Here is a 22,783-nt window from a genome sequence, read left to right on the forward strand (position 1 = left end):
AACGCACGCTCCGCGGGGGAGAGCGGGCGTCGTGTCGGTCCGGGTCAGTTGCGGTCCTGGGCGATCGTCCATCGGCCTGACAACGCCCGGGGGGCGGGCCGGTCATCGGTCTTTCCGCCGGCGGGGAACGCCGCGACCGAGACGTACACGTGCTGGCCCTTGCGGAGCCCCTTGGGCATGGTGCCGGTGGCGAACTGGTCGCCGCCGGTCGCCTTGGCGTCGGCGCGGACCTCGGTCCACGATCCGGCGGACTTCCCGTCCTTCCAGTCGTGGACCTCGAACTGCAGCTGGTACTCGTCGCCCTCGCCGAGGCCTCCGATGCGGACGACGGTGTCGATGTCCGCCCAGGTCGAGGTGGGAGCCACGTAGCCGGGATAGCCGTCGGGGTGGTCCCTGTCGGGTTCGGAATGGGACTTGGCCGGGTCGGCGTGGGTGACGTCCCAGTTGAGGCGGGTGAACCGCCCCCATGCGAGAGTCTGGGGCCTGGATTTGCCGTAGCTGCTGCGGATGGGCACTTCGTCCTCCTGGTGCGGCCCGAGGGCCAGCTTCCTCAGTCCCGCGAGCGAGCCGCGGAAGGCGTTGACGTCGCAGCGGCCCGGAATGCTCGGCACCGCGCCGCTCGACGAGTACTGCAGGATCGAGATGGGCTCCCCGCCGAACTGCACCCACCACGAGGAGGGGACCTTCTTGTAGAGGGCGGCCGGGGTGCCGGAGCCGGAGACGTACCGCGACTGCCAGATCGTGTCGAAGAAGCTGAGATCGGGCCTGCCGTGGGCCTCCCAGTACCAGCGCGGGAAGTAGCCGATGACGGGATGGCCGCCGGTGCGGTCCTTGAACTCGGCCACCCATTCCCTGGCCGTGGTCGCGTTGGCGCCGGACGCCTCGATGTCGAGCGCGACCGCGAGACGGGAGACATCGCCGGCCCTGGCGAGGAAATAGCGGGCCTGCGCGGCACCCCTCTCCCCGTGCAGGAAGTGGTACGCCCCCGGCACGAAGCCGGCCCCCAGGGCGAGCATTCCCGATCGGTTGTGCCCCCAGGTGGGGTTGGTGTAGTTGGTGTTCTCGGTGACCTTCGAGAATCCGAAGCGGATTCCTGACCGGTGCACCACCGGCCAGTTGGGAGTGCCCTGATAGCTGGCCACATCGACCCCGTACAGCAACACTGCCTCCTTTCTGGACGGGCGGCATGCCGGCGCCGCCCTGCGGGCATGTGCGAATCGCGAGGATGGGAGTGCGCTCGAATGCATGACGCGGCTCGTGGGGATGACCGCGAGTTCGGCCGCCTCGACGAGGAGTGCGTGGTCGCTCGCCGGTGAAGTCACGCGTGAACGTCAGCAGGCGCTCATCCGGGTAAAAAGCTGATCGCTCTTGCGAGCGCCGCGCAGAAGCACGGCGTCGCGCGCTGCGGTAGCGGGCGCTGGAATCCGCGCGTGGATGACGGCATCAGCGTCCCATCTCGATCAGAGCGCAAAGTCGGTGTAATCGCTGTAGTAGGTCTGCGACGCGTCTTTGGCCGCCGCGATCCATCTCGAGACGTTTCCGGGCGTCGGGGACGAGATGGGGCCGGCGGTGTCGAACCAGCAGGCGAACGCACACCTCGTGTGCTCGCCGCCGCCCGGCGTCGTCGTCAGGTAGGCGACCTGGTCCTTCAACCAGGTCACGCTCTTCGTGCCGGTTCTGCCGTAGCCGATCTCGGGGACCGCCCACGGGATGCCCTTGGACCGGGCGAACTTCACGGCCGGCCCCCACAGGGTGGGGCCGCTTCCGAGGTGGGAGTAACCGTCCACGCCGAGGACGTCCACGAGCCCGTCGCCCGGCCAGGTGTCGGCATAGGTGCTGCCCGCCCTGGGGGAGGTGCCCGACCAGGTGGTGAGGATCTGGACCGTGTGCAGGTGCGTCCAGCCCTCCGACTGCACCTGCCGCACCAGTTCGCAGAAGCGCTTCAGAGCCGCCGTGTACGTCGCGAGGCGGAAGGCCCCGTTACGGATCTTGCCGTCGCCCTCATGCCAGATCGACACGAACGCGAGGTGGCTTTTGGGGATGGACCGCAGGAACTTCAGCGTCGGCGCGTCCAGGCGCCCGCCGGCCATCGCGGTGATCGACGGTTTCGCGCTCCAGCAGCTGGCCCGCTTTCCCACGTCCACGCCGCCGGTACTCCGGGCCCAGGAGACGGGCATGCCCGCGGCAGCGGGCTGGTAGGAGCGGCGAATGGTCAGCGGCCCGTAGGAGGCGTCCTTCGCGGCGAAGTCGGAACCGGACAGGTTCTGGGGGCATGTCCCCCACAGGATCGCGTTCCGGTTCTTCGCCATGGGACTGCCTCCGCCTTCGATCGGCCCGCCGGTGGGCGGGCCCGAAAATTGATCACACCGGGGTCGCCGGTGAACGGGGAACCGGTGCTGCGGGAGGCACTCCGGTTTCACGTGCTCGACCTTCAACGCCGCGTCCGGGATTGCCCTAGTCGTTCCCTAACGTAATGCTCGCAGTGGTCGGCGGAGATGAAATAGAGGTGGCTCCGAGAGTATTCCGGCCTGTCGAGCAAGGGATATGTATCGATTAAATTCCCAGGCCAAACGCCGATGGCAATGGGGGGCGGCAGGGGAAATATCTGAAGCGTTCTCAAGGGCGGTCCTGAAGGTGATGGCGAGGCTAATGGGGCGGCTTTCAGGTCGAGCAATATCCGCTTTTAGAATGAAATACAGCCTTTTTCTGGCGGGGAGGGGTGCCAGGGTGACCGGCACGACACGTCACGTCACATGACCGGCTGGTCGTCAAGGATGAGCTGCGCTGATACGTGAATCGGTATCAGTCGCTGATCGATATCCATATTGGACAGATCGCATCGTCCGGTGATCGAGTAAGCCGCATGATCAAGCCCTCTTCCCGCACCGCGCGCTTCCGGCTGGGCGCCACCGCGCTCGCCGCGCTCACCCTCTTCGGTACCGCCGCGTGCGGCGCGACCGCCCATGACACCGCCCCGCGCGCCGCCGCCGCCGTCGCCGCGGCCGATCAGATCCGTCCCGGCGTCGTCGAGCGCGACGATCTGCGGGCCGTCTTCGACGCGGCGGGCGTGCACGGCTCGTTCGCCCTGCTGGACGTGAAGACCCGCTCCACGACGGTGGTGGACCGGCGGCTCGCCGAGACGCCGCTGGTGCCCGCTTCCAGCTTCAAGGTCCCGCACGCCCTGGTCGCCCTGGAGACCGGGGTGGTCAAGAGCCCCGACGAGGTGATCCCCTGGGACGGGACGCCGCAGCCGTTCCCCGAGTGGGAGCACGACATGACGATGCGGGAGGCCGTCCGCATCTCCAACGCCGCGGCGTTCCAGGTGATCGCCCGTCGTGTCGGGCTCCAGCGCGAGGGGCAGTGGCTGCACCGGCTCGGCTACGGCAACCGCCGGACCGGGACCGTGGTGGACCGGTTCTGGCTGGACGGCCCGCTGAAGATCTCCGCCGTGGAGCAGACCCGGTTCCTGGAGCGGCTCGCGGCCGAGCGCCTGCCCGCCTCGCGTGCGAACCAGCGCACCGTCCGCGACATCATCAAGCAGGAGGAGAAGGGCGGGTACACCCTGTACGCCAAGTCGGGCTGGCAGAACGCCCCCAACCCCGGCACCGGCTGGTGGGTCGGATGGGTCGACCGCGGCGGGCGCGTGACCACGTTCGCGCTGAACATCGACATCGTCAAGGACGGCGACGCGGGCAAGCGCGCCACGGTCGCGCGCGAGTTGCTGCAGCGTCTGGACGTGCTGCCCGACGCGTGAGGGGCCGGCCCGCGGACCGCGGTGACCGCTGCGCCGAACCCCGTCCGCCGGTACAAGCCGCGCTGATGGGTAAGGAGGCGGCAGGGGAGGCTTAGGGGGAGCCGTGCGTGTAGCGGGTGTGCAGACCGTCCTGCCGGACCATCACTACGAGCAGCGAGACATCACCGAGGCCGTCGTCGGGGCGACCGGGGCCGACCGGCGGGTGGTGGAGCGTTTCCACGCCGCCACCCGGGTGACGGGCCGGTACCTGGCCCTGCCGATCGAGAAGTACGCGAACCTCGACGGCTTCACCACCGCGAACGGCGCCTATGTCGACGCCGCGCTGTCCCTCGGGGAAAGAGCCGTCCGGGGGGCGCTGGAGGCGTCTGGGATCGAGGCGTCGGAGGTCGACCATCTGGTCTTCTGCTCCTCGACCGGAGTCGCCACCCCCTCGCTGGACGCGACCCTGGCCCAGCGTCTGGGCCTGCGGGACGACATCAAGCGGGTGCCGATCTTCGGTCTGGGGTGCGCGGCCGGCGCCGCGGGACTGTCGCGGCTGCACGACTACCTCCGCGCGTGGCCCGACCAGGTGGCGGCGCTGGTCTGCGTCGAGCTGTGCTCGCTGACGGCGCAGCGCGACGACGAGTCGCTGGCCAACCTGGTGGCCAGCGGACTGTTCGGGGACGGCGCCGCGGCCGTCGTGGCGGTCGGAGGCGACCGGAGCACCGGTGCCGGGGGCCCGAGCCGCTGGGGGCCGCGCGTCGTCGCGACCCGCAGCAAGCTCTACCCCGGCACCGGGAGGCTCATGGGATGGGACGTCGGCGAGCACGGCTTCCGGATCGTCCTCGCCGCCGACCTGGTGGACCACGTGGAGGCGACGCTGGCGGGCGACGTCGCCGCCTTCCTCGGCGAGCACGGTCTGTCGCCCGGCGAGGTGACCTCCTGGGTCTGCCACCCCGGCGGGCCGAAGGTGATCGAGACGATCGCCGAGGCCTTCTCCCTCGTCCACGGCGAACTCGACCTGACATGGGACTCCCTGCGGGAGTTCGGCAACCTGTCCTCGGTCTCGGTGCTCAACGTGCTGCAGGAGACGATCGAGCGCCGCCGCCCGCCCGAGGGTGAACCCGGGCTGCTGATGGCGCTCGGACCCGGGTTCTCCGCCGAACTGCTCCTGCTGCGCTGGTGAACCCGTGACCGGCTTCACGCTGCTCGTCGCGCTCGTTGGGGCCGAGCGGCTCGCCGAGCTGGTCGTGGCCCGCCGCAACCAGGCCTGGGCCCGGAGGAGGGGCGGCGTCGAGTACGGACGCGGGCACTACCCGGCGATCGTCGCCGCCCACGTCGGCCTGCTCGGCGGCGCGCTGCTGGAGGCGCGGTTCCTCGACCGTCCCTTCATCCCGGCGCTGGGCTGGCCGATGCTGGGCCTCGCCGTCCTGGCCCAGGGGCTGCGCTGGTGGTGCATCGCCACGCTCGGCGTCCGGTGGAACACCCGGGTGATCATCGTTCCGGACCTGCCGCTGGTGGCGGAGGGCCCCTACCGCCGGCTGCGCCACCCCAACTACGTCGCGGTCGTCGCCGAGGGCGTCGCCCTGCCGCTGGTGCACACCTGCTGGCTCACCGCCCTGCTGTTCACCGTCGTGAACCTGGGCCTCCTGAGAACCCGCATCAGAACCGAGAACGCCGCCCTCCAACAAGCCGCCGACACCAGCCCCGCACCCCCGTGACGTCCCACACCACCGCGGCGGTTGACCCTGACGCAGGGTCAACCTCCCAGCATGGTCGCCATGAACAGGACGACCAGTGCGCCGGACCACGGCGAATGGGCTGAACCCGGCGGCAGGACGACGCGGAAATTCACGATCCGGCACGGGGGCATCACGATCCCGGTGTCCCGTGGCGGCAGGGGACGGCCGCTCGTCCTGTGCCCCGGGCTGAACTCGACGCAGGCCGACCTGCACGAGCTGGCCGGGCTGCTGCGGCGCGACCACGACGTGGTGACCTTCGACCTGCGAGGCCACGGCCTCGCTTCGGCCGCCGACCGGTACTCCTTCGAGGCGTTCCTGAGCGATCTGGACGCCGTGATGGCGGAGCCGGACCGCCTCGGCCTGGACGAGGCCCCCGTGCTCGTGGGCTACTCGATGGGCGCTGACCTGGCCGTGCACTTCGCCTCCGAGCATCCCGGCGCCGTGGCCGGGCTCGTCCTCGTCGACGGGGCGAACCCGGTGCCCGAACCCTTCGTCACCGAGGCCCTCCTGCCGGAACTCCGCGCGATGTGGGAGGACATGGCGGCTCGGCAGGAGGCCGCACGGGGCACCGCGCGCCAGGTGCTGCTCACCGGCCAGGACATCCTCGACCTGAACGTCGAGATCGACGCGGCCCGGTCCGGGATCCTCGACCGCTACCGGAAGATCGACCGGCCGGTCCGCATGATCATGTCGAGCTCGATGGCCGGTGAGGGCGGGGGAGAGCATGCGCCCCGGCTCAACCGGAACTGGCGTGCCGGAATCGACCGGCTCGTTCGCGAGCAGCCGCACATCCCCGCCTTCTGGCTCGAAGCCGACCACCGACTGGTCTTCACCCATGCCCCGGAGATAGCCCGCATCATCCGGAGCACGCCCGGCCGGGCCGGCTCGACGCCCGTCCCGTAGGAGACTGGTCGGATGCTGACCATCGGCGAGCTGGCGTCCTACGCCGGAGTGACGGTGCGCACGGTGCGGCACTACCACGCCAAGGGACTGCTGCCGGAGCCGGAGCGGGACCGCTCCGGGTACCGCCGGTACGACGCGGGCGCCGTGATCGAGCTGATCAGGATCCGGACGCTCGCCCAGGCGGGGGTCCCGCTGGCACGGGTGCGGCAGCTACTGCGGGCCGACGAGGAAGAGTTCGCCGCGGCGGTCGCGGACATCGACAGGCGGTTGTGCGCCGAGATCCGGCAGCGACGGCTCCACCGCGCGCAGATCGCCCGGCTGGCCTCGGGAGACCACCTGGCGCTACCGCCGGAGGTGGTCGAGTATCTCGACCGGCTGCGGGCGCTCGGCATCGACGAGCGGATCGTCCGGGTCGAGCGCGACGGCTGGATCCTGCTGGCCGCGCACTCGCCCGAGCGTGTCGCGGAGTGGACGGCGCGCAAGCGCCGGCAGATCGACGACCCGCGGCTCGTCGCCTTCTACCGCTCGCTCGGCCAGGCCCTCGACCAGAGCGGCGACGACCTGCGGCTGGTCGAGGCGACCGACGAGCTGGCCGACTACATCACGCAGATGGCCGACGAACAGGGCGAGGACTACGTCGACGACACCGACCTCGATCCCCCGCTGGTCGAGCTGATGGACGCACGGGTGTTCGATACCGTGCCGCAGGCCCGCCGCCTGATCGAGCTGCTGAGGCGGAGAGGCTGGACCGGCTGGACCAAGCTGGAGCGCATCCCCCTCACCGATGACCGGCGATGACCCGGCTCGCGAACGCACCGGCGGCGCCGGCCGTCGTCACCGCGACTCCCTCGATCAGCTTGGCGGGTCATCGTCCAGGAGGTCCTGCATCCGCTGCACCAGCTGTTCGAGTTGGGCATGGACGTCTGGCCCCTCGTGATGCGCCGACCGATCGATGGGCCCGGGATCCGGCTGGGGCGGCGGCGACGCGTAGGCGACGTGGACCGGTTTCTCGTCCTTACCGTTCGGCCCGGGCCGCCCAGGGTTGGTCAGCTCGACCGGAAGTGGCGTGAAGTCCCTACGTTCGATCATCGCGATGTCCCACTCGATCACACGCTCGTAGACGTCGTCGGACACGATCAGGGCGAAGTCGTCCTGCTCGAAACGCGCTCGGAGGGCGGGCGCGTTGAGCAGCCGGAACAGAAGGTTCAGGTCGGGACTGACCACACCGTGATCATCGTGAGTGGGCTCTCCGTCGTGGACCGCCATGCGCAGGCGCAGTCGCTGCTTCGCGGGCAGCCCCTTGTTGATCTGGCGCAGCCGTGTGCTGATCTCGGGGGCCAGAGAGATGATCAGACTGTGGACGCTGTAGCCGGGGGGGCGCCAGGAGGAAGAACCCGTCGCCGCGGTCCTCGCGTTCGCAGTCCGTCCAGCTCAACTCGGCGGCACCGGCGGCCTCCTGGATCACCTGGTACATGGTGTAGCGCTTGTGCAGCATCAGGCGCGGGGCTCCGCTGCTGAAATCGCAGATATCGAATGCGGCCATTGCCCGGTACTGCGGCGGGTGCGCGGGGGTCGGCCGGTGAGGGCCCCCGAGTCTGTGGCGGCCAGGGAAGGGCAGGGGAAGACGCCTGACGGCGGGCGTCCCCGCACATGCCGCACGCGGGTCGCCTTCCGGGGCCCGCGGAAGATCGGGAGAAGACCCGGTGTCCGGGTGGGGTGCGCCCGCGTCCGAGGCTGCCTGAGGCCCCGAAGATCTCCTGTCAGAACGGACTCCGCACTACGAGGAGGTCAACCGAAGCGAGAACGGGTCTGCTCATGCCACCATTACGGTGATTCGTGAGGAGTCTCGTTGCATCGTCTGATCGTGTCCCTGACCTCCCCCGGGGCGTTTCGAACGGTACTGGAGGCGCTGAAGGCGCCGCTCCCGGCGAACGCGCCGCCCGGACGGCACATCTTGATCGAGCCGGGTTCGTACCCGAACACGGGGTTCCACAGTAAGAGCGACTTCGTGATGACGGCCGTCGAGGGGCTGGGCTCGGTGACGCTCGACGGCCGCACCGTCGGCACGGTCGAGGTCAGCGGAAAGGTGACGCTGCAGGGGCTCATCGTCCGCAACTGGAGCGACGAGGGCCTCGCGCTGGAGGTCGCCCGGGGCACCATCGTGGCGGAGCGGTGCGAGTTCATGACCCGGGGCCGGCTCGCCGTGCGGGCGTCGAGGGGCGCCAACCTCACCCTGCGCAACTGCGAGGTGCAGGAGGGCGCGGTCGTGTACAGCGCCTCGTCCGGGCTCATGGAGGCCACCTCGGTCACCGGGACGGGCGGCAACGCGGTGGCGGTCCGCAGCGGCAGCACGGTGACCCTGCGGTCGTGCCAGATCAGCGAGGCGGGCGGGCACGCCGTCTGGGCGACCGAGGGGTCCAAGCCGGTGCTCGAGCGGTGCACGATCAGCGACCCGGCCAGCTCGGCGCTCCGGATCGAGGAGCGCGCGGAGGTCGTGCTCCGCGACTGCGAGATCCGCGGCACCGGCAAGACGGCCGTCGCCGTGGTCGACAAGGGCGGTCTCACCGCGGACGACTGCCTGGTCACGGGCGCGGGAACCGACGGGATCTGGGTGGCGACCGGCGGCTCGCTGACCGCTCGGCGGGTCAGGACGGAGGCGCCGCACCGGGCAGGCGTGGTCATCGAGAAGGGCACCGCCCTCCTGGAGGACTGCGAGGTCGCCGACACGCCCGGCAACGCCATGTTCCTCGCCCGGGACTCGAACGTCACGATCGTCCGGGGACGGGTCACCGACTCGGGGCGGGTCGGCGTCGAGATAGACGGGGGCGCGAGCGTCCGGATGGAGGGGACGACGGTCACCGGCAGCAAGCTCGGCGGCGTGAGCGTCGAACCGGGGGGCACGCTCGCCATCCGCGGCTGCACCTTGGCGGACAATATCGGCCGGGGAATCCTCACCTGCCTGGGTACGACCGTGCATGTCGAAGACCTGACGAGTGTCGGCAACGGCAGGCCGGATCTGTTCGACTTCGATCTGGCCGCCGCGCAGGCCAAGCAGCGCGCGCCGGCCGAGCCGGTCGAGGACGCGCCGGCCAAGCCCGGGAAACAGGCGCCGGCCGCACCCGAGACCGCGCCGCCCGTGGCGAAGGAACCGGTTGACGGGTCGGCGGACGCGCTGCTGGGCCGGTTGGAGGCGATGGTGGGTCTGGCGGGGGTGAAGCGTGAGATCCGGAAGGTGACGAGTCTGCAGAAGATGGCCGAGCAGCGGCGGCTTGCGGGGTTGCCTCCGGGGCCGGTGATCGTTCGGCACATGGTGTTCGCGGGTCCGCCGGGGACGGGCAAGACGACGGTTGCGCGGTTGTACGGCGGGATTCTCGCGGCGCTGGGTGTGGTGGAGAAGGGCCAGGTGGTGGAGGTCAGCCGGGCCGATCTGGTGTCGGAGAACGTCGGCGGGACGGCGCTGCGGACCACGGAGGTGTTCCGGCGGGCGCTGGGCGGGGTGTTGTTCATCGATGAGGCCTACACGTTGTCGCGTAAGGCGACGGGGACCGATTTCGGGCAGGAGGCCATCGACACCCTGGTGAAGCTGATGGAGGACCACCGCGACGAGGTCGTGGTGATCGCCGCCGGGTACTCGGCGGAGATGCGCGACTTCCTGGCCGCCAACCCAGGGCTGAAGTCGCGGTTCACGCGCACGGTGGAGTTCGAGAACTACAGCCCCGCCGAACTCGTCCAGATCGTGGAGTCGAATGCGACCAGGGACGGGTACCGGCTGGCCGATGACGCGCGCGCGGCGATCCTGGCGCACTTCGCGGGGCAGCGCCGCGACGCGACGTTCGGGAACGGGCGAGCGGCACGGCAGGTGTTCGAGGCCGCGGTGGAGCGGCAGGCGCAGCGCCTGGCAGACCTGCCCGAACTGCCCTCAGGTGAGGAGTTGAGCCTGCTCGTCGCCGAGGACCTCGACGTGGACGCGGGGTTGGCGGCGCGGTTCGGGGAGGCGCGCGACGCCGGTCAGGTCACCGATGTGCTGGCGCGCCTTTCGGGGATGACGGGGCTGGAGGAGGTCAAGCGGGAGATCAAGGACCTGCTCGACCTGCTGGCCTCGGCGCGGCGGCGCCGGGCGGCGGGGTTGGAGGCCGAGCCGTTCACCGGGCATCTGATCTTCGCGGGTCCGCCGGGCACGGGCAAGACGACCGTCGCGCGCCTGTACGGGGAGTTGCTGACGGCGTTGGGTGTGCTGGCCCAGGGGCAGGTGGTGGAGGCGGCGCGGGTGGATCTGGTCGGGCAGTACGTGGGGCACACCGCGCACAAGACCACCGAGGTGTTCCAGCGCGCCCGGGGCGGGGTGCTGTTCATCGACGAGGCCTACACCCTGTCGCGCTCGGGCGGGTCGGGTCACGACTTCGGGCAGGAGGCCATCGACACGCTGGTCAAGCTGATGGAGGACCACCGCGACGAGGTCATCGTGATCGCCGCCGGCTACACCGACGAGATGGAGGGGTTCCTGGCCACCAACCCGGGCCTGGCGTCCCGGTTCGCGCGCACGCTGACCTTCCAGCCCTACCCCGTCGACGGTCTGGCCTCCATCTTCGTCAAGAAAGCGGAGGCTGCGGACTACCGCGTCCCCGAGGCCACTCGCGAGGCTCTGACCGTCTACCTGAACGCCCACCGGGATCGGTTCCGCGAAGGAAACGGCCGTGAAGTCGACAAGCTGGTCCGGTCGGCCATCACCGCCCACGCCCGCCGCACCGAACAACTCGCCAACACCGGGATCGAACTCACCACCGAACAACTCGCCACCCTCCTCCCCGAGGACATCACCTAGTCCTCCGAGGATTCTCGACGGCGAGGTCGGGGACAGCACGTCGTTGTCCCTCCACCAGTAAGGAACCACGCTATGACCACCTCGAACGCCTTCCCCTTGGAACCGACGGCGATCCACGTGCCCGACGAGGCCCTCGACGACTTGCGCGCTCGTCTCGCATTGACCCGTCCGCCGCTGGACGAGGGGAACGAGGACTGGTCCTACGGCGTCCCGGCCGGTTACCTCCGCGGGCTGGTCGATTACTGGCGGGACGGCTACGACTGGCGCAAGGCCGAGGCCGCCATCAACGCCTACGAGCACTACCAGGTGAGCGTCTCCGGTGTGCCGGTGCACTTCATGCGCAAGCCGGGCCGCGGCCCCCGTCCGGTCCCGCTGATCCTCACCCACGGCTGGCCGTGGACGTTCTGGCACTGGTCGAAGGTGATCGACCCGCTCGCCGACCCGGCCGCGTTCGGCGGTGACCCCGGCGACGCGTTCGACGTCATCGTGCCGTCCCTGCCCGGCTTCGGTTTCCCCGGCCCGCTCACCGGCTTCCCGGACGTCAACTTCTGGAAGGTCTCCGATCTCTGGCACACGCTGATGACGGAGACCCTGGGGTACGAGAAGTACGCCGCCGGGGGCTGCGACATCGGCGGGATCGTCACCAGCCAGCTCGGCCACAAGTACGCCGACGAGCTGTACGGCATCCACATCGGCTCCGGGCTGCCGCTCGACTTCTTCAACGGCCCCCGCGCCTGGGACTTCGCCCGGAACCGTCCCCTCACCGACGACCAGCCCGCCGACGTCCGCGCCCGCATCATCGAGATGGACCACCGCTCGGCGTCCCACCTCACCGTGCACATGCTCGACGGCGCGACCCTGGCCCACGGCCTGAGCGACTCGCCCGCCGGACTGCTCGCCTGGCTGCTGGAGCGCTGGAACGCCTGGAGCGACAGCGGCGGCGACGTCGAGTCCGTCTTCAGCAAGGACGACCTGCTCACCCACGCCACGATCTACTGGGTGAACAACTCCATCGCCACGTCGATGCGGTATTACGCCAACGCCAACCGCTACCCCTGGACGCCCGCCCACGACCGCACCCCGGTCGTGCAGGCCCCGGTCGGCCTCACCTTCGTCACCTACGAGAACCCGCCCGGCGTCCACACCGCCGAAGAGCGCGTCCGTGCGTTCGAGACGGGCCCGCAGAGCGCCTGGTTCAACCACGTCAACGTCAACGCCCACGACCACGGCGGCCACTTCATCCCCTGGGAGAACCCCGACGCCTGGGTGAGCGACCTGCGCCGCACCTTCCGAGGCCGCAGGCCCTGAGTCGACGGCGGCGGGGCCCGGGGGGACGCCATGGCGTCCCCCCGGCCCCGGCCCGGACCGGTTCAGCGCGGCGCGGAGAACCAGCGGCGCGGATGCCGGGTCAGGCTGTAGCCCGCCACGGACATGACGGCGGCGAGGACGCCGCCGCCGATCGTCCACCACCACCGGCCGGACGGCCAGGAGAACCAGCCCTTGACCCGCTCCGCCGGCTTCGGCGCCGAGTCCACGGGGCCCGCCGACGGCGCGGCGCCCGGGGCGAGCGTGGCCCCGGGGTCGACGGCCGGGGACAGCGGCGCCTTCAGTTTCGCGCCCGCGGGCCGGGCGTCCCCGTCCTTCGCGCTGATCCGCACGTCGGCCCGGATCGGCAGGCCGAGGTCCTGCTCGGGCAGGCCGCTCGCCGCGAGCCGCAGGTAGTAGGTGCCGGGCAGCGGGTCGTCGGACCACGGCTCGGCCCACGCCCGGACCCGCCGCAGCGTGCAGCGGAGCCGGACGCTCGCGGCCCCGGCCGCCGCCGTCGCGTTCTGCGGACCGGCCGTGCACGCCTGGCGGCGGCGCAGCCCGTCGAAGACGTCGATGCCGTACGTCGCGGCGCCGTGGCGGCTCGCCGCGGGGGGCAGCGCGACCGTCACCGCGATCCGCCCGGTCTGCCCGGCCGCGGCGGCGAACGACCAGTACAGGTAGTCGCCGGTCGAGGCGGGCACGCGGACCTGCTGCCCGGGTTCCACGGTGGTCGCCGTCAGGAAGGACGTTCCCGCGGTGCCGATCGTCGGTCGCGGGCTCGGGGAGGGGTCCGCGGCGGCCGGCGCGGCGGTCGCCGGCAGGACGGCGCAGGCGGCCGCGGACGCGAGGAGGAGGGAGGCGCGCATGGTCAGTTCTCCTTCCAGACGGCCACCCGCCACCGGGCGAGCCATCCGGTGGCGAGGCCGGCGACGAGGCCCGTCGCGGCGAGCACGATGAGCAGCAGCCAGCCGCGGCCGAGGTCCGGTTCGCCCGGCGTGTCCGAGGACGGCACGAGGTCGACGGTCAGCTCCAGCGGCATGCCGGGCGCCGTCCGCACCGTGGGCGGGGCGGAGAAGGAGTTGCTCACCACCAGGCAGACCGGCGTGCCGCCGGAACCGCCGTCCGGCGACGGCGAGGCGGAGGCGTCCGCCCCGGTCCGCTGGTCCGACCAGCGCAGGCCGGTGGACTGCACGTCGGTGCGTCCGCTGCCCGCGTCCGTGCCGCGGACGAGTTCCTGTCCGGCCCCGGACACCGCGCGCAGCAGGACGCCGTGGTCGGGGTTCAGGGTCCGGTCGAGCGAGACGCTGACGGAGGCGCGCAGCTCCTGGCCCGGAGCCACCGACACCCGGTACCAGCGGTGCTCGCTGAACCGCTCCCGGTCGGTGTACACGCCGGGCGCGAGCGTGGGCGCGTCGGCGCACCCCGCGGTCCCGGCGACCTTCTCCGGAGTCCTCTTGTAGGTGGTGCCGGCGCGCTGGACGAGCTGGTTGAGGCGGCCGGTCAGCTCCTCCTGGTGCTGGACGGCGGTGTAGGTCCCGCCGGTGGCGTCGGCGATGCAGGTGAGCTGCTGCCGGACCTTGTCGTTGAGGGTCAGCCCGAGGGTGTCCACGACCAGGTGCGTGCCCTGGGCGGCGAGCTGGCGCGCCACCTCGCAGGGGTCGGGGGGCGAGCAGGTGTCCTCGCCGTCGGTGATGAGGATGATCCTTCGTGTCGTCTCCCCGGTGCCCAGGTCCCTGGTCGCCGCGCGGAGCGCGAGCCCGATCGGCGTCCAGCCGGTGGGGCGCAGCGTCGCGATCGCCGCCTTCGCCCGCGCCTTGTCCACCGGGCCGACCGGGGAGAGCTGCTGGGTGTCGGTGCATCCGACGGCCTTGGGGCTGCCGGGGAACCGGTGCCGCGCCCCGAGGACGCGGATGCCCAGCTGCGTCCCCTCGGGCAGGGAGTCGACCACCGCGCCGAAGGAGTGCTGCGCGACCGCCATCCGGCTGAGCCCGTCGATGTCGCGGGCGCGCATGGAGCCGCTGACGTCGAGCACCAGCTCGACCTTGGGCGGCTCCGCGGGATCGCCGTCATCGGCGGAGACGGGGGGTGCGCCGACCAGCGCCAGGGGGGCGAGCAGGGCGAGCAGACAGCCGCCCGCGAACGATCGTTTGAAGATCACCAGGGGATCCTAATGACGCCCGGAGGCCCCCCGAGCGGAGATCGGAAAGCCTCCTCCCGAGCTAAGTGATCTCCGCCAGGCGCGCGCGGGTGCGGGAGGGCGCCGACGGCGGGAGGGTGTCGAGGACGTCGGCCAGGGTGACGCCGGAGAGGCTGTCCCGCCAGGCCCGGTGCGCGTCCGCCATCTTCGCGGCGAGCACGCAGGTGCTCCGGCACTCGGCGGCCGGCAGCGCTCCCCGGCCCTGCCGGCGGATCTCGCGGCACTCGTACGGTGAGGACGTGCCGTCGACGGCCTCGACGACCTGCAGGAGCGTGATCTCGGAGCCCGGCCGCGCGAGACGGAACCCTCCGCGCGGGCCCGCGGTCGCGGTGAGCAAGCCTGCCTTGACGAGGGCCTTCAGTTGCTTGGCGAGATAGGGCGCCGGCAGGTCGTAGTACTGCGCCAGCTGAGCCGTCGACGCGCTGACTCCCGGATCCAGCTGGGCCAGCGTGGTCGCGCAGTGCAGGACCCATTCGGTGCTAACAGGCAGTTTCACACCCGAAGCGTATCGCAGATATCATGGATCTGTTTTATCCATGATATTCTCCGCTCGACCGCCAGGACATGGGAGGACACCATGCGGATCGCCGTCGCCGGCGCGACCGGGAACATCGGAACCCTCACCGCCGCCGCTCTCCAGCGGGACGGCCACGAGGTCGTGGGCATCAGCCGCTCGCTCGGCGTGGACCTGACGACCGGCGAGGGCCTCGACGACGTGCTGGCCGGCGTCGACGCGGTCGTCGACGCCACCAACAGCACCGCGGCCGACCCGGCCGAGACGGTGGCCTACTTCGGCGCCGTCACGCGGAACCTGCTCGCCGCCGAGGAGCGGGCCGGCGTCGGTCACCACGTGCTGCTGTCGATCGTGGGGGTCGACCGCATCGAGGGCAACGCGCACTACGCCGGCAAACGGGAGCAGGAGCGCCTGGTGGCCGCCGGTCCGGTGCCGTGGACGATCGTCCCGGCCACGCAGTTCCACGACTTCGCCGCGATGGTGACGAGCTGGACCGAGCGGGACGGAGTCGCCGCGATCGCGCCCCTGCTGGTGCGGCCGGTCGCGCCCGCGGACGTGGCCGCCGTGCTCGCCGAGATCGCGACGGGCCGGCCGCAGGGGCGTTACCGCGATGTCGCCGGGCCCGAACCGCAGGACCTGGTCGACATGGCCAGGCGCACCGGCCAGGCGCGCGGCCGCACGGTGAAGCTGGTGCCGACGTGGTCGGCGATATTCAGCCCGGAGGCGGCGGGCAACGTGCTGCTGCCCGGCCCGGACGCCCGCATCATGCCGACCACCTTCGACCAGTGGCTCGCCGAACAGCGGTAGGGGCGGCCCATGGAATAAGGCCGCTGCGACGCCCGCTGTAGTGAGCGACGAAGGACACGAGGGGGAAGTGAACATGGCAACCGAGAGGGCCCTGCTCGCGGGCGGCTGTTTCTGGGGCATGGAAGAGCTTTTCCGCCGGCAGCCCGGAGTGGTCTCCACACGGGTCGGCTACAGCGGCGGCGACGTGCCCAACGCCACCTACCGCGACCACGGGTCCCACGCCGAGACCATCGAGGTCGTCTACGACCCCGACCTGACCGACTTCCGGGCGCTGCTGGAGTTCTTCTTCCAGATCCACGACCCCACGACGGTGAACCGGCAGGGCAACGACATCGGCACGAGCTACCGCTCCGCCATCTTCTACACATCGGACGAGCAGCGGAAGGTCGCCGAGGACACCATCGCGGACGTCGACGCCTCCGGCCTGTGGCCGGGCAAGGTCGTCACCGAGGTGACGGCCGCCGGCGATTTCTGGGAAGCCGAGCCCGAGCACCAGGACTACCTGCAGAAGTACCCGAACGGCTACACGTGCCACTTCCCCCGCCCCGGCTGGAAGCTGCCCAAGCGCACCGCCGAAGCCTGAGCCCGCGGGAGAGCGCGGACGGCCATGCGTGCCGTCCGCGCTGCCGGCACCTTGCCGACTTCGACCTGTCCTACGACGGCCTACCCGGCCGAACCGAGCCCGCATCACCGCCGCCTTCGGCCTCGCTGCTCCTGCTCATCCTGCCGATCGAGCGCAGGTAGCGTTCGCCCAGGACAGCGAGGTGGTCGACGAGACCGGCGGGTCCGGTGACCTCGAAGTCGAGTCCGAGCATGCCGATGTACACCGCGATGGTCTCCAGGCTGTCGGCTCCCGTCACGAGCACGCACTTCTCGTCGCTGACCGACTCGACCACGCCGACGGTGGCGTTGATGCGCGACAGCACCTCCTCCGCGGGGGCGAACACGGTGATCCGGGCGTGCACCTTCCAGCCCGTCGAGGCGACGTCGCGCAGGACGAAGCTGGTGTAGTCGAGTCCGGGCAACGGGGTGGGGGTGAACACGCGGTGGGTGGGCATGCGCGGGGTGATCCAGTCGACCCGGAACGTCGCCCAGGTGCCGGCCTGCGGATCGCGTCCGACCAGGTACCAGCGGCGCGTCCAGCTGACGAGCCGGTAGGGCTCCACGAGCTTGGGCCCCGACGTCGCCGCCGTGCCCGAGGGCAGTTCGCCCTCCCGCTCGTCGGGCCCGGTGGTGTAGTCGAAGCGGAACCATTCGTGGTCGCGGACGGCCGTGGCGATCTGCGCCAGGACCGCCGCGTCGACCTCGGGGTCCTCGACGTTGGAGGCGGTGTTGTGGGGCCCCTGGGAGGTGGACTCGTGGATCGCCGCGACCTGGCGGCGCAGCCGGTGCGGGAGCACCTGCTCCAGCTTGGCGAGGGCGCGGGCACTGCTCTCCTGGATGCCGCTGATGCCGGTTCCGGCGCGCAGCCCGATCGCGATGGCGACGGCCTCCTCGTCGTCCACCAGCAGCGGCGGCAGCTTCGTGCCGGCACCGAGGCTGTAGGAGCCGGTCGTGCCGCGCGTGGCCTCCACGGGATAGCCGAGCTCGCGCAGCCGCCCGATGTCGTTGCGGATCGTGCGGCTGCTCACGCCGAGGCGTTCGGCCAGCTCGGAGCCCGGCCAGGACGGTCGCGACTGCAGGAGTGAGAGCAGGGCGAGGAGTCTCGCGGAAGTTTCCAGCATGGTCTGCATGATGCCGCACCATTAGGAATCAAGTCTTCCTATATGGGTTCTACTGTGAAGCCATGACGACGACGAAGAAGTCCGCTTCCGCCGAGATCCGCCCCTTCCGCGTGGAGATCCCGCAGGCCGAGCTCGACGACCTCGCCCTGCGGCTGGCCAACACCCGGCTGCCCCGCCCCGCCGCGGTCGACAACTGGGACCTCGGCACGCCGAACAGCTACCTGCGCGAGACCGTCGAGCACTGGCGCAACGGCTTCGACTGGCGGGAGCAGGAGGCGCGGATGAACGAGTTCCCGCACTACCTCACCGAGATCGACGGCCAGGAGGTCCACTTCATCCACGTCCCCTCCGCCGAGCCGGACGCCACCCCCCTGCTGCTCATCCACACCTACCCCGGCTCGTTCGTGGACTTCCTCGACATGATCGGCCCGCTCACCGACCCGGTCGCGCACGGCGGACGGGCCGAGGACGCGTTCTCCGTGGTCGTCCCCTCGATCCCCGGCTTCGGCTTCAGCACCCCGCTGTCCGACGGGGACTGGACGATGGCGCGCGTCGCCCGCACCTTCGACGCCCTCATGCGCCGGCTCGGCTACGAGACCTACGGCTCGCACGGCAGCGACGCCGGCACCATGATCTCCCGCGAGCTCGGACTGCTGAAGCCGCCCGGATACCTCGGCATGCACGTCCTGCAGCTGTTCTCCTTCCCCTCGGGCGACCCGGACGAGTTCGCCGGCTTCGGCCCCAAGGAGTACGCGGCGCTGGAGCACATGCAGTGGTTCCAGTCGGTCGGCGGCTACAACGCGATCAACGCCTCTCGACCGCAGACCGTCGCGGTCGGCATCGCGGACTCGCCCGTCGGCCAGCTGGCCTGGAGCGAGCTGTTCAACTCCTTCGGCAACGGCACGAGCCTGGTGACCCGCGACCAGATCCTGACCCAGGTCACGCTGTACTGGCTCACCAACACCCAGGCCACCGCGGGCCGCTACCACTACGCCGAGGCGCACTCCGGCGCCGAACCGGCCATCAACACCGCGCCGACCGGCGTCGCGGTCTTCGCCGACGACTTCCAGACCATCCGCTCCCTCGCCGAACGCGACAACACCAACATCGTGCACTGGAGCGAGTTCCCCACCGGCGGCCACTACGCCTCCCTGGAGGTGCCCGAAGCGGTGACCTCCGACCTGCGCACCTTCTTCGCCGCCCTACGGAAGGGCTGAACCCCCGGCCGCGGCGGGAGCGGGCACGGCCCGCTCCCGCCGCAGCGCGTCGAGCGCGAGCACGAGGGAAACGATGCTCAGGCCCATGATCAGCAGTGTCAGCGGCACCGCCAGGTACCACCCGAGTCCCACGGAGGTCTCGGTGTGGTCCTTCACCATCTGGTGCAGCGCCGGAGGCAGGTTTCCCGGTTCCGGGACCGCCGGCTTCCTGATCTTGGGCAGGACGGCCGCGGTGGCCAGCATGAGCAGGCCGACCAGCGCCGGCGCCGCCGCCGTCGCCGCGAGCCGGCCCCTGGACCGGACGCCGCCGAGCACGCCCGGCACGGCGGCCGCCGCCGCGCACAGCAGCGTCACCCGTCCCCAGACCAGATCGATTCCGGTGGAGGTGGCCGTCATGTCGCGGGGGAGTTGCGCGATGGAGACGGTCACCGTCTGCCAGGGCAGCAGCACCGCGATCATCAGCAGTGCCGCCGCGCCTGCGATGACGAACCCCGGCCAGCGGCCGTGGCGTCCGCGCGGGCGCGTCACGCGCGTCGCCGGTTCGGGCGCCGGCGGCTGCCAGGGGGCCTGGCCCGGTGGCGGTGGTGCGGCGCCGCCCGCGGATCCGGGAACCGGCGCGGGAGCGGGCCCGGCCGGTCGGGACGCGAGCGAGTTCAGCATCCGCTGCGCCTGGTCAAGCGGCATGCGTTCGGCCGCGCTCTTGCGCATCAGGCCCCGCAGAACAGGTGCGAGGGGACCGGCGTGGGGAGCGGGGGCGGGCTCCTCGGTCGCGACGGCGACGAGAACGGCCCCGGGACTGGTGCCCGCGAAAGGCGGACGGCCTTCCACCGCGGTGTGCAAGGTCGCCCCCAGCGACCACAGGTCCGACTCCGCCCCGGCGGGCAGGCCGCGGACCTGCTCGGGGGACATGTAGGCGGGGGTCCCGAGGAGTGCGCCCGAACGCGTCAGGGTCGCGTCGCCCTCGACGGCGGCGATGCCGAAGTCGGTCAGGACGACCCGGTCACCTTCCAGCAGCACGTTGGCGGGCTTGATGTCGCGATGGACGATGCCCGCCTGGTGGGCCGCGCGCAACGCGTCCAGAACCCCCGCGCCGAGGGCGGCGGCGCGGTCCGGCGGAAGGGGACCGTGCTCGGCGAGCACATCGGCCAAGGACGGACCGGGCACCAGCTCCATGATGATCCAGGGTTGCCCGTCATCGGTCGTGACGAGGTCGTGGACGGTGACGATGCCCGGGTGCCGGAGCCGGGCCGCCGCCCGCGCCTCCCGGTCGACCCGCGCCGTCCACGCGTCGCGCTCCTCGGCGTCCAGACCCTCGGGCAGCCGCAGTTCCTTGACCGCGACCTGGCGGCCGAGCCGCTCGTCATGCGCGCGCCAGACGGTGCCCATACCGCCGCGTCCCAGTGGATCCATGAGCCGGTACCGGCCCAGCAACCTTCGCCCGAGGTCCTCAGCCACGTCAGGACCGTAGCCCAAAAGCCGCACGGCCCGTCTAAAAAACACTAACGTTCACTTGAACTTCGGGAAGCGACAGCGCCTGGACGTCCGCGAACCTCCTCCAGGTGTACTCGAAGTCTCGGCCGATTCCTTTCGGCGGGGCGCGAGGTCTACATGGTGGGAGGCGCGGCCCGCGCGGCGGGCCGGTCGGTCTCTCCCATGCACACCGAGAAGGAAAGGCCGATCGCCGATGAGCGTTCCCGCGACCATGCGTGCGCTACAACAGACCACCTTCAACGGCCCGCGGGACATGCGTCTGATCACCGACGCGCCGGTGCCGACCCCCGGCCAGGGCGAGGTCCTGGTCCGCGTCACCGCCGCCGGGGTCAACTTCGCCGACGTCTCGAAGGCGCGCGGAACGTTCGGAGACGGCCCGCGGCCCCCGTACGTGGCGGGTTTCGAGGCCGCCGGGGAGGTCGTCGCGGTCGGCGAGGCGACGGCCGGCCCGCGGCCGGGGGCCCGCGTCGTCGGCGTCGGGGACGGCGCGTTCGCCGAGTACATGGTCCTGCCCGCGGCCGGGGCGGTGCCGGTCCCCCCGGGCTGGACGGAGCAGCAGGCGCTGGGGATGGTCGTGAACTGGCCCACCGCGCTGGCCGCGCTCAGGCCTCTGGGCGGTGTCGCCGCCGGGCAGGCCGTGCTGATCCACGCCGCGGCGGGCGGGACCGGCCAGGCCGCGGTGAGGATGGCCAAGCACTACGGCGCGACGGTCATCGCCACCGCCTCGCCGGGCAAGCACGAGACGGTGCGGGCCCTCGGAGCCGACCACGTCCTGGACTCCCTCGGCGGCGACCTCGCCGCCGAGGTGAGGGAGCTGACCGGCGGCGCCGGCGCCGATGTGGTCCTGGAGTCGGCGGGCGGTGCCACCTTCGCCGCCAGCCTCGCCGCGGCCAGGCGGGTCACGGGCCGGGTCATCGTCTTCGGGATGGCGGGCGGCGAGGCCTCGATCACGAACTGGGAGCTGGTGTACGAGCACCAGGTTCAGATCATCGGGCTCAACATCGGCGCGCTGATCCAGGCGGCTCCGCAGATCTTCGGCGAGGTGATGGGCGAGTTGTCCGCGCTGGTCGCGGCCGGTGTGCTCACCCCCAGTCTCCCCACCGCGTACGACCTGGCCGACGGCCCGAAAGCGCTGGCGGAACTGGAGGCCAGGGCCACCGTCGGAAAGCTGGCTCTGCTGCCGTGAAGAACCCTTCAGACCGAGCCGGTGACGCCGCATCTGATCGCGGGGCCCGGCGGCGGCGGCACGCGGACCAGGCCGAGAGCGCTTCGTGACTAGGCTCGTGGCGTGACATCGGATCCGCGGGCGACACCGAGTCGAGAGCGGTTCACCGCCGAGACCGAGCGGTTCCGCCGGGAGCTGCTGGCGCACTGCTACCGCATGGTCGGGTCGGCGCACGATGCCGAAGACCTGGTGCAGGAGAGCTATCTGCGGGCGTGGCGGTCCTACGCGGGGTTCGAGGGCCGGGCGTCGGTCCGGTCCTGGCTCTACAAGATCGCCACCAACGTCTGCCTGACGGCGATGAAGCCGCGCCCGATCCGGGTGCTGCCCTCGGGGCTGGGCGGCCCGCAGGACCGGCCCGACCGCCCGCCGAGCCCCGCCGCGCCGGGCGAGGTCTCGTGGCTGGAACCGCTGCCGGACGCGTGGATCGCCCCGCCCGCCGACGATCCGGCGGCGGTGGCGGTCGAACGCGAGTCGCTGCGGCTCGCGCTCATCGCCAGCCTGCAGCACCTGCCCGCCCGGCAGCGCGCGATCCTCATCCTGCGCGAGGTGCTGGCGTTCTCGGCGGCCGAGACCGCGGAGATCCTCGACACCACCACGGCTGCGGTCAAGAGCGGTCTGCAGCGCGCCCGTGCCCGGTTGGACGAGCTGGAGCCGAAGCCCGAGGAACTGCTCGAACCGACCGACCAACGGGCGCGCGCGCTTCTCGACGGCTACATCGCGGCCTTCGAACGCTCCGACGCCGCCCTGCTGGAGCAGGTGCTGCGCGCGGACGCCACGCTTGAGGCGACGCCGTTCCGCGAGTGGCAGGCGGGCCGGGCGATGTGCGTGCACATGCTCGACGCGTACGTGCTGGGCACACCGGGCGACTGGCGGATGATCGCCACGGCCGCCAACGGCCAGCCCGCCGCCGTCGTGTACCACCGGGACGGGGACGGCGCGCTCCGCGCCGACGGCGTCGTGGTGCTGGCCCCGGCCGCCACCGGCGTCACCCGCGTGGTCAAGTTCCATGACCCCGCGCTGGCCGCGGCGTTCGGCTTCCCGGACGTGCTCGCGGACCGCCCCGCCGGCTGGCCGACCTCCCACCTCTCGTAGGAACGGCC

Annotated in this window: 20 protein-coding genes; 12 read left to right on the plus strand and 8 right to left on the minus strand. The window is 71.4% G+C overall.

The features are described 5' to 3' along the window. Positions 1–44: 44 nt before the first annotated feature. Together ABD944_RS04190 and ABD944_RS04195 are read right to left on the minus strand one after the other, a co-directional pair. Positions 45–1,160 carry a glycoside hydrolase family 25 protein gene (locus ABD944_RS04190; protein WP_345172559.1) on the minus strand — a complete coding sequence of 372 codons (1,116 nt, stop codon included), beginning with the start codon at positions 1,158–1,160 and terminating at the stop codon, positions 45–47. 300 nt (positions 1,161–1,460) lie between these two features. Then, on the minus strand, positions 1,461–2,309 hold the full coding sequence (locus ABD944_RS04195) for a glycoside hydrolase family 26 protein (protein WP_345172561.1): 849 nt from the start codon (positions 2,307–2,309) through the stop codon (positions 1,461–1,463). 554 nt (positions 2,310–2,863) lie between these two features. Here ABD944_RS04195 and blaOXA point away from each other — a divergent pair. The 5 genes from blaOXA (at position 2,864) to ABD944_RS04220 (ending at position 7,176) form a co-directional block, all read left to right on the plus strand. Further along, positions 2,864–3,754: a class D beta-lactamase gene (gene blaOXA / locus ABD944_RS04200; RefSeq protein ID WP_345172563.1), complete on the plus strand. Its 891-nt coding sequence runs from the start codon at positions 2,864–2,866 to the stop codon at positions 3,752–3,754. Between the two features lie 103 nt (positions 3,755–3,857). Continuing rightward, positions 3,858–4,919, plus strand: coding sequence for a type III polyketide synthase (locus tag ABD944_RS04205; RefSeq protein WP_345172565.1), 1,062 nt, complete (start codon positions 3,858–3,860; stop codon positions 4,917–4,919). Positions 4,920–4,923: 4 nt separating this feature from the next. Beyond that, a complete protein-coding gene (locus tag ABD944_RS04210; RefSeq protein ID WP_345172567.1) occupies positions 4,924–5,454 on the plus strand; it encodes an isoprenylcysteine carboxyl methyltransferase family protein in 531 nt (176 codons plus the stop codon). Positions 5,455–5,514: 60 nt separating this feature from the next. Further along, a complete protein-coding gene (locus ABD944_RS04215; RefSeq protein WP_345172569.1) occupies positions 5,515–6,378 on the plus strand; it encodes an alpha/beta fold hydrolase in 864 nt (287 codons plus the stop codon). Positions 6,379–6,390: 12 nt separating this feature from the next. Then, on the plus strand, positions 6,391–7,176 hold the full coding sequence (locus ABD944_RS04220; protein WP_345172571.1) for a MerR family transcriptional regulator: 786 nt from the start codon (positions 6,391–6,393) through the stop codon (positions 7,174–7,176). Positions 7,177–7,230: 54 nt separating this feature from the next. Here the strand turns inward: ABD944_RS04220 and ABD944_RS04225 are convergent, their stop codons facing one another. After that, entirely contained in the window at positions 7,231–7,602 is a 372-nt protein-coding gene (locus ABD944_RS04225; protein ID WP_345172573.1) for a hypothetical protein, read from the minus strand. A 625-nt stretch (positions 7,603–8,227) separates the two neighbouring features. On the opposite strand from ABD944_RS04225, the gene ABD944_RS04230 reads away from it, so the two are divergent. Together ABD944_RS04230 and ABD944_RS04235 are read left to right on the plus strand one after the other, a co-directional pair. Next, positions 8,228–11,200, plus strand: a complete 2,973-nt coding sequence (locus ABD944_RS04230; protein ID WP_345172575.1) for an AAA family ATPase — start codon at positions 8,228–8,230, stop codon at positions 11,198–11,200. Positions 11,201–11,272: 72 nt separating this feature from the next. Next, positions 11,273–12,508, plus strand: a complete 1,236-nt coding sequence (locus tag ABD944_RS04235) for an epoxide hydrolase family protein (RefSeq protein WP_345172577.1) — start codon at positions 11,273–11,275, stop codon at positions 12,506–12,508. Positions 12,509–12,570: 62 nt separating this feature from the next. On the opposite strand, the gene ABD944_RS04240 is transcribed toward ABD944_RS04235, so the two are convergent. The 3 genes from ABD944_RS04240 to ABD944_RS04250 all read right to left on the minus strand — a co-directional run bounded on the left by ABD944_RS04240 (position 12,571) and on the right by ABD944_RS04250 (position 15,201). Continuing rightward, entirely contained in the window at positions 12,571–13,374 is an 804-nt protein-coding gene (locus ABD944_RS04240) for a hypothetical protein (RefSeq protein ID WP_345172579.1), read from the minus strand. A gap of 2 nt (positions 13,375–13,376) precedes the next feature. Continuing rightward, positions 13,377–14,666 (minus strand): VWA domain-containing protein, encoded by a 1,290-nt coding sequence (locus tag ABD944_RS04245; RefSeq protein ID WP_345172581.1) that lies wholly within the window; start codon positions 14,664–14,666, stop codon positions 13,377–13,379. 61 nt (positions 14,667–14,727) lie between these two features. After that, positions 14,728–15,201 carry an RrF2 family transcriptional regulator gene (locus tag ABD944_RS04250; protein WP_345172583.1) on the minus strand — a complete coding sequence of 158 codons (474 nt, stop codon included), beginning with the start codon at positions 15,199–15,201 and terminating at the stop codon, positions 14,728–14,730. A gap of 81 nt (positions 15,202–15,282) precedes the next feature. Here ABD944_RS04250 and ABD944_RS04255 point away from each other — a divergent pair, with 81 nt between their 5' ends. Continuing rightward, positions 15,283–16,026, plus strand: coding sequence for an SDR family oxidoreductase (locus tag ABD944_RS04255; protein ID WP_345172585.1), 744 nt, complete (start codon positions 15,283–15,285; stop codon positions 16,024–16,026). Between the two features lie 73 nt (positions 16,027–16,099). Continuing rightward, on the plus strand, positions 16,100–16,609 hold the full coding sequence (gene msrA / locus ABD944_RS04260; protein WP_345172587.1) for a peptide-methionine (S)-S-oxide reductase MsrA: 510 nt from the start codon (positions 16,100–16,102) through the stop codon (positions 16,607–16,609). A gap of 70 nt (positions 16,610–16,679) precedes the next feature. On the opposite strand, the gene ABD944_RS04265 is transcribed toward msrA, so the two are convergent. After that, a complete protein-coding gene (locus ABD944_RS04265; RefSeq protein ID WP_345172589.1) occupies positions 16,680–17,750 on the minus strand; it encodes a helix-turn-helix transcriptional regulator in 1,071 nt (356 codons plus the stop codon). Positions 17,751–17,812: 62 nt separating this feature from the next. Here ABD944_RS04265 and ABD944_RS04270 point away from each other — a divergent pair, with 62 nt between their 5' ends. Beyond that, the gene (locus ABD944_RS04270) at positions 17,813–18,967 is read left to right on the plus strand and encodes an epoxide hydrolase family protein (protein ID WP_345172591.1); all 1,155 of its coding nucleotides are present in this window, start codon (positions 17,813–17,815) and stop codon (positions 18,965–18,967) included. Here the strand turns inward: ABD944_RS04270 and ABD944_RS04275 are convergent. Further along, positions 18,953–20,422 carry a serine/threonine-protein kinase gene (locus ABD944_RS04275; protein ID WP_345172593.1) on the minus strand — a complete coding sequence of 490 codons (1,470 nt, stop codon included), beginning with the start codon at positions 20,420–20,422 and terminating at the stop codon, positions 18,953–18,955. The two genes, ABD944_RS04270 and ABD944_RS04275, sit on opposite strands and share 15 nt — an antisense overlap. Positions 20,423–20,651: 229 nt before the next feature. Between ABD944_RS04275 and ABD944_RS04280 the strand changes: the two genes are divergently transcribed. Together ABD944_RS04280 and ABD944_RS04285 are read left to right on the plus strand one after the other, a co-directional pair. Next, positions 20,652–21,644, plus strand: a complete 993-nt coding sequence (locus ABD944_RS04280; protein ID WP_345172595.1) for a zinc-binding dehydrogenase — start codon at positions 20,652–20,654, stop codon at positions 21,642–21,644. A 102-nt stretch (positions 21,645–21,746) separates the two neighbouring features. Further along, positions 21,747–22,775 (plus strand): RNA polymerase subunit sigma-70, encoded by a 1,029-nt coding sequence (locus ABD944_RS04285; RefSeq protein WP_345172597.1) that lies wholly within the window; start codon positions 21,747–21,749, stop codon positions 22,773–22,775. Positions 22,776–22,783: the final 8 nt, after the last annotated feature.

It is taken from the genome of Actinomadura verrucosospora (assembly GCF_039540335.1).
Taxonomy (GTDB): Bacteria; Actinomycetota; Actinomycetes; order Streptosporangiales; family Streptosporangiaceae; genus Spirillospora; species Spirillospora verrucosospora.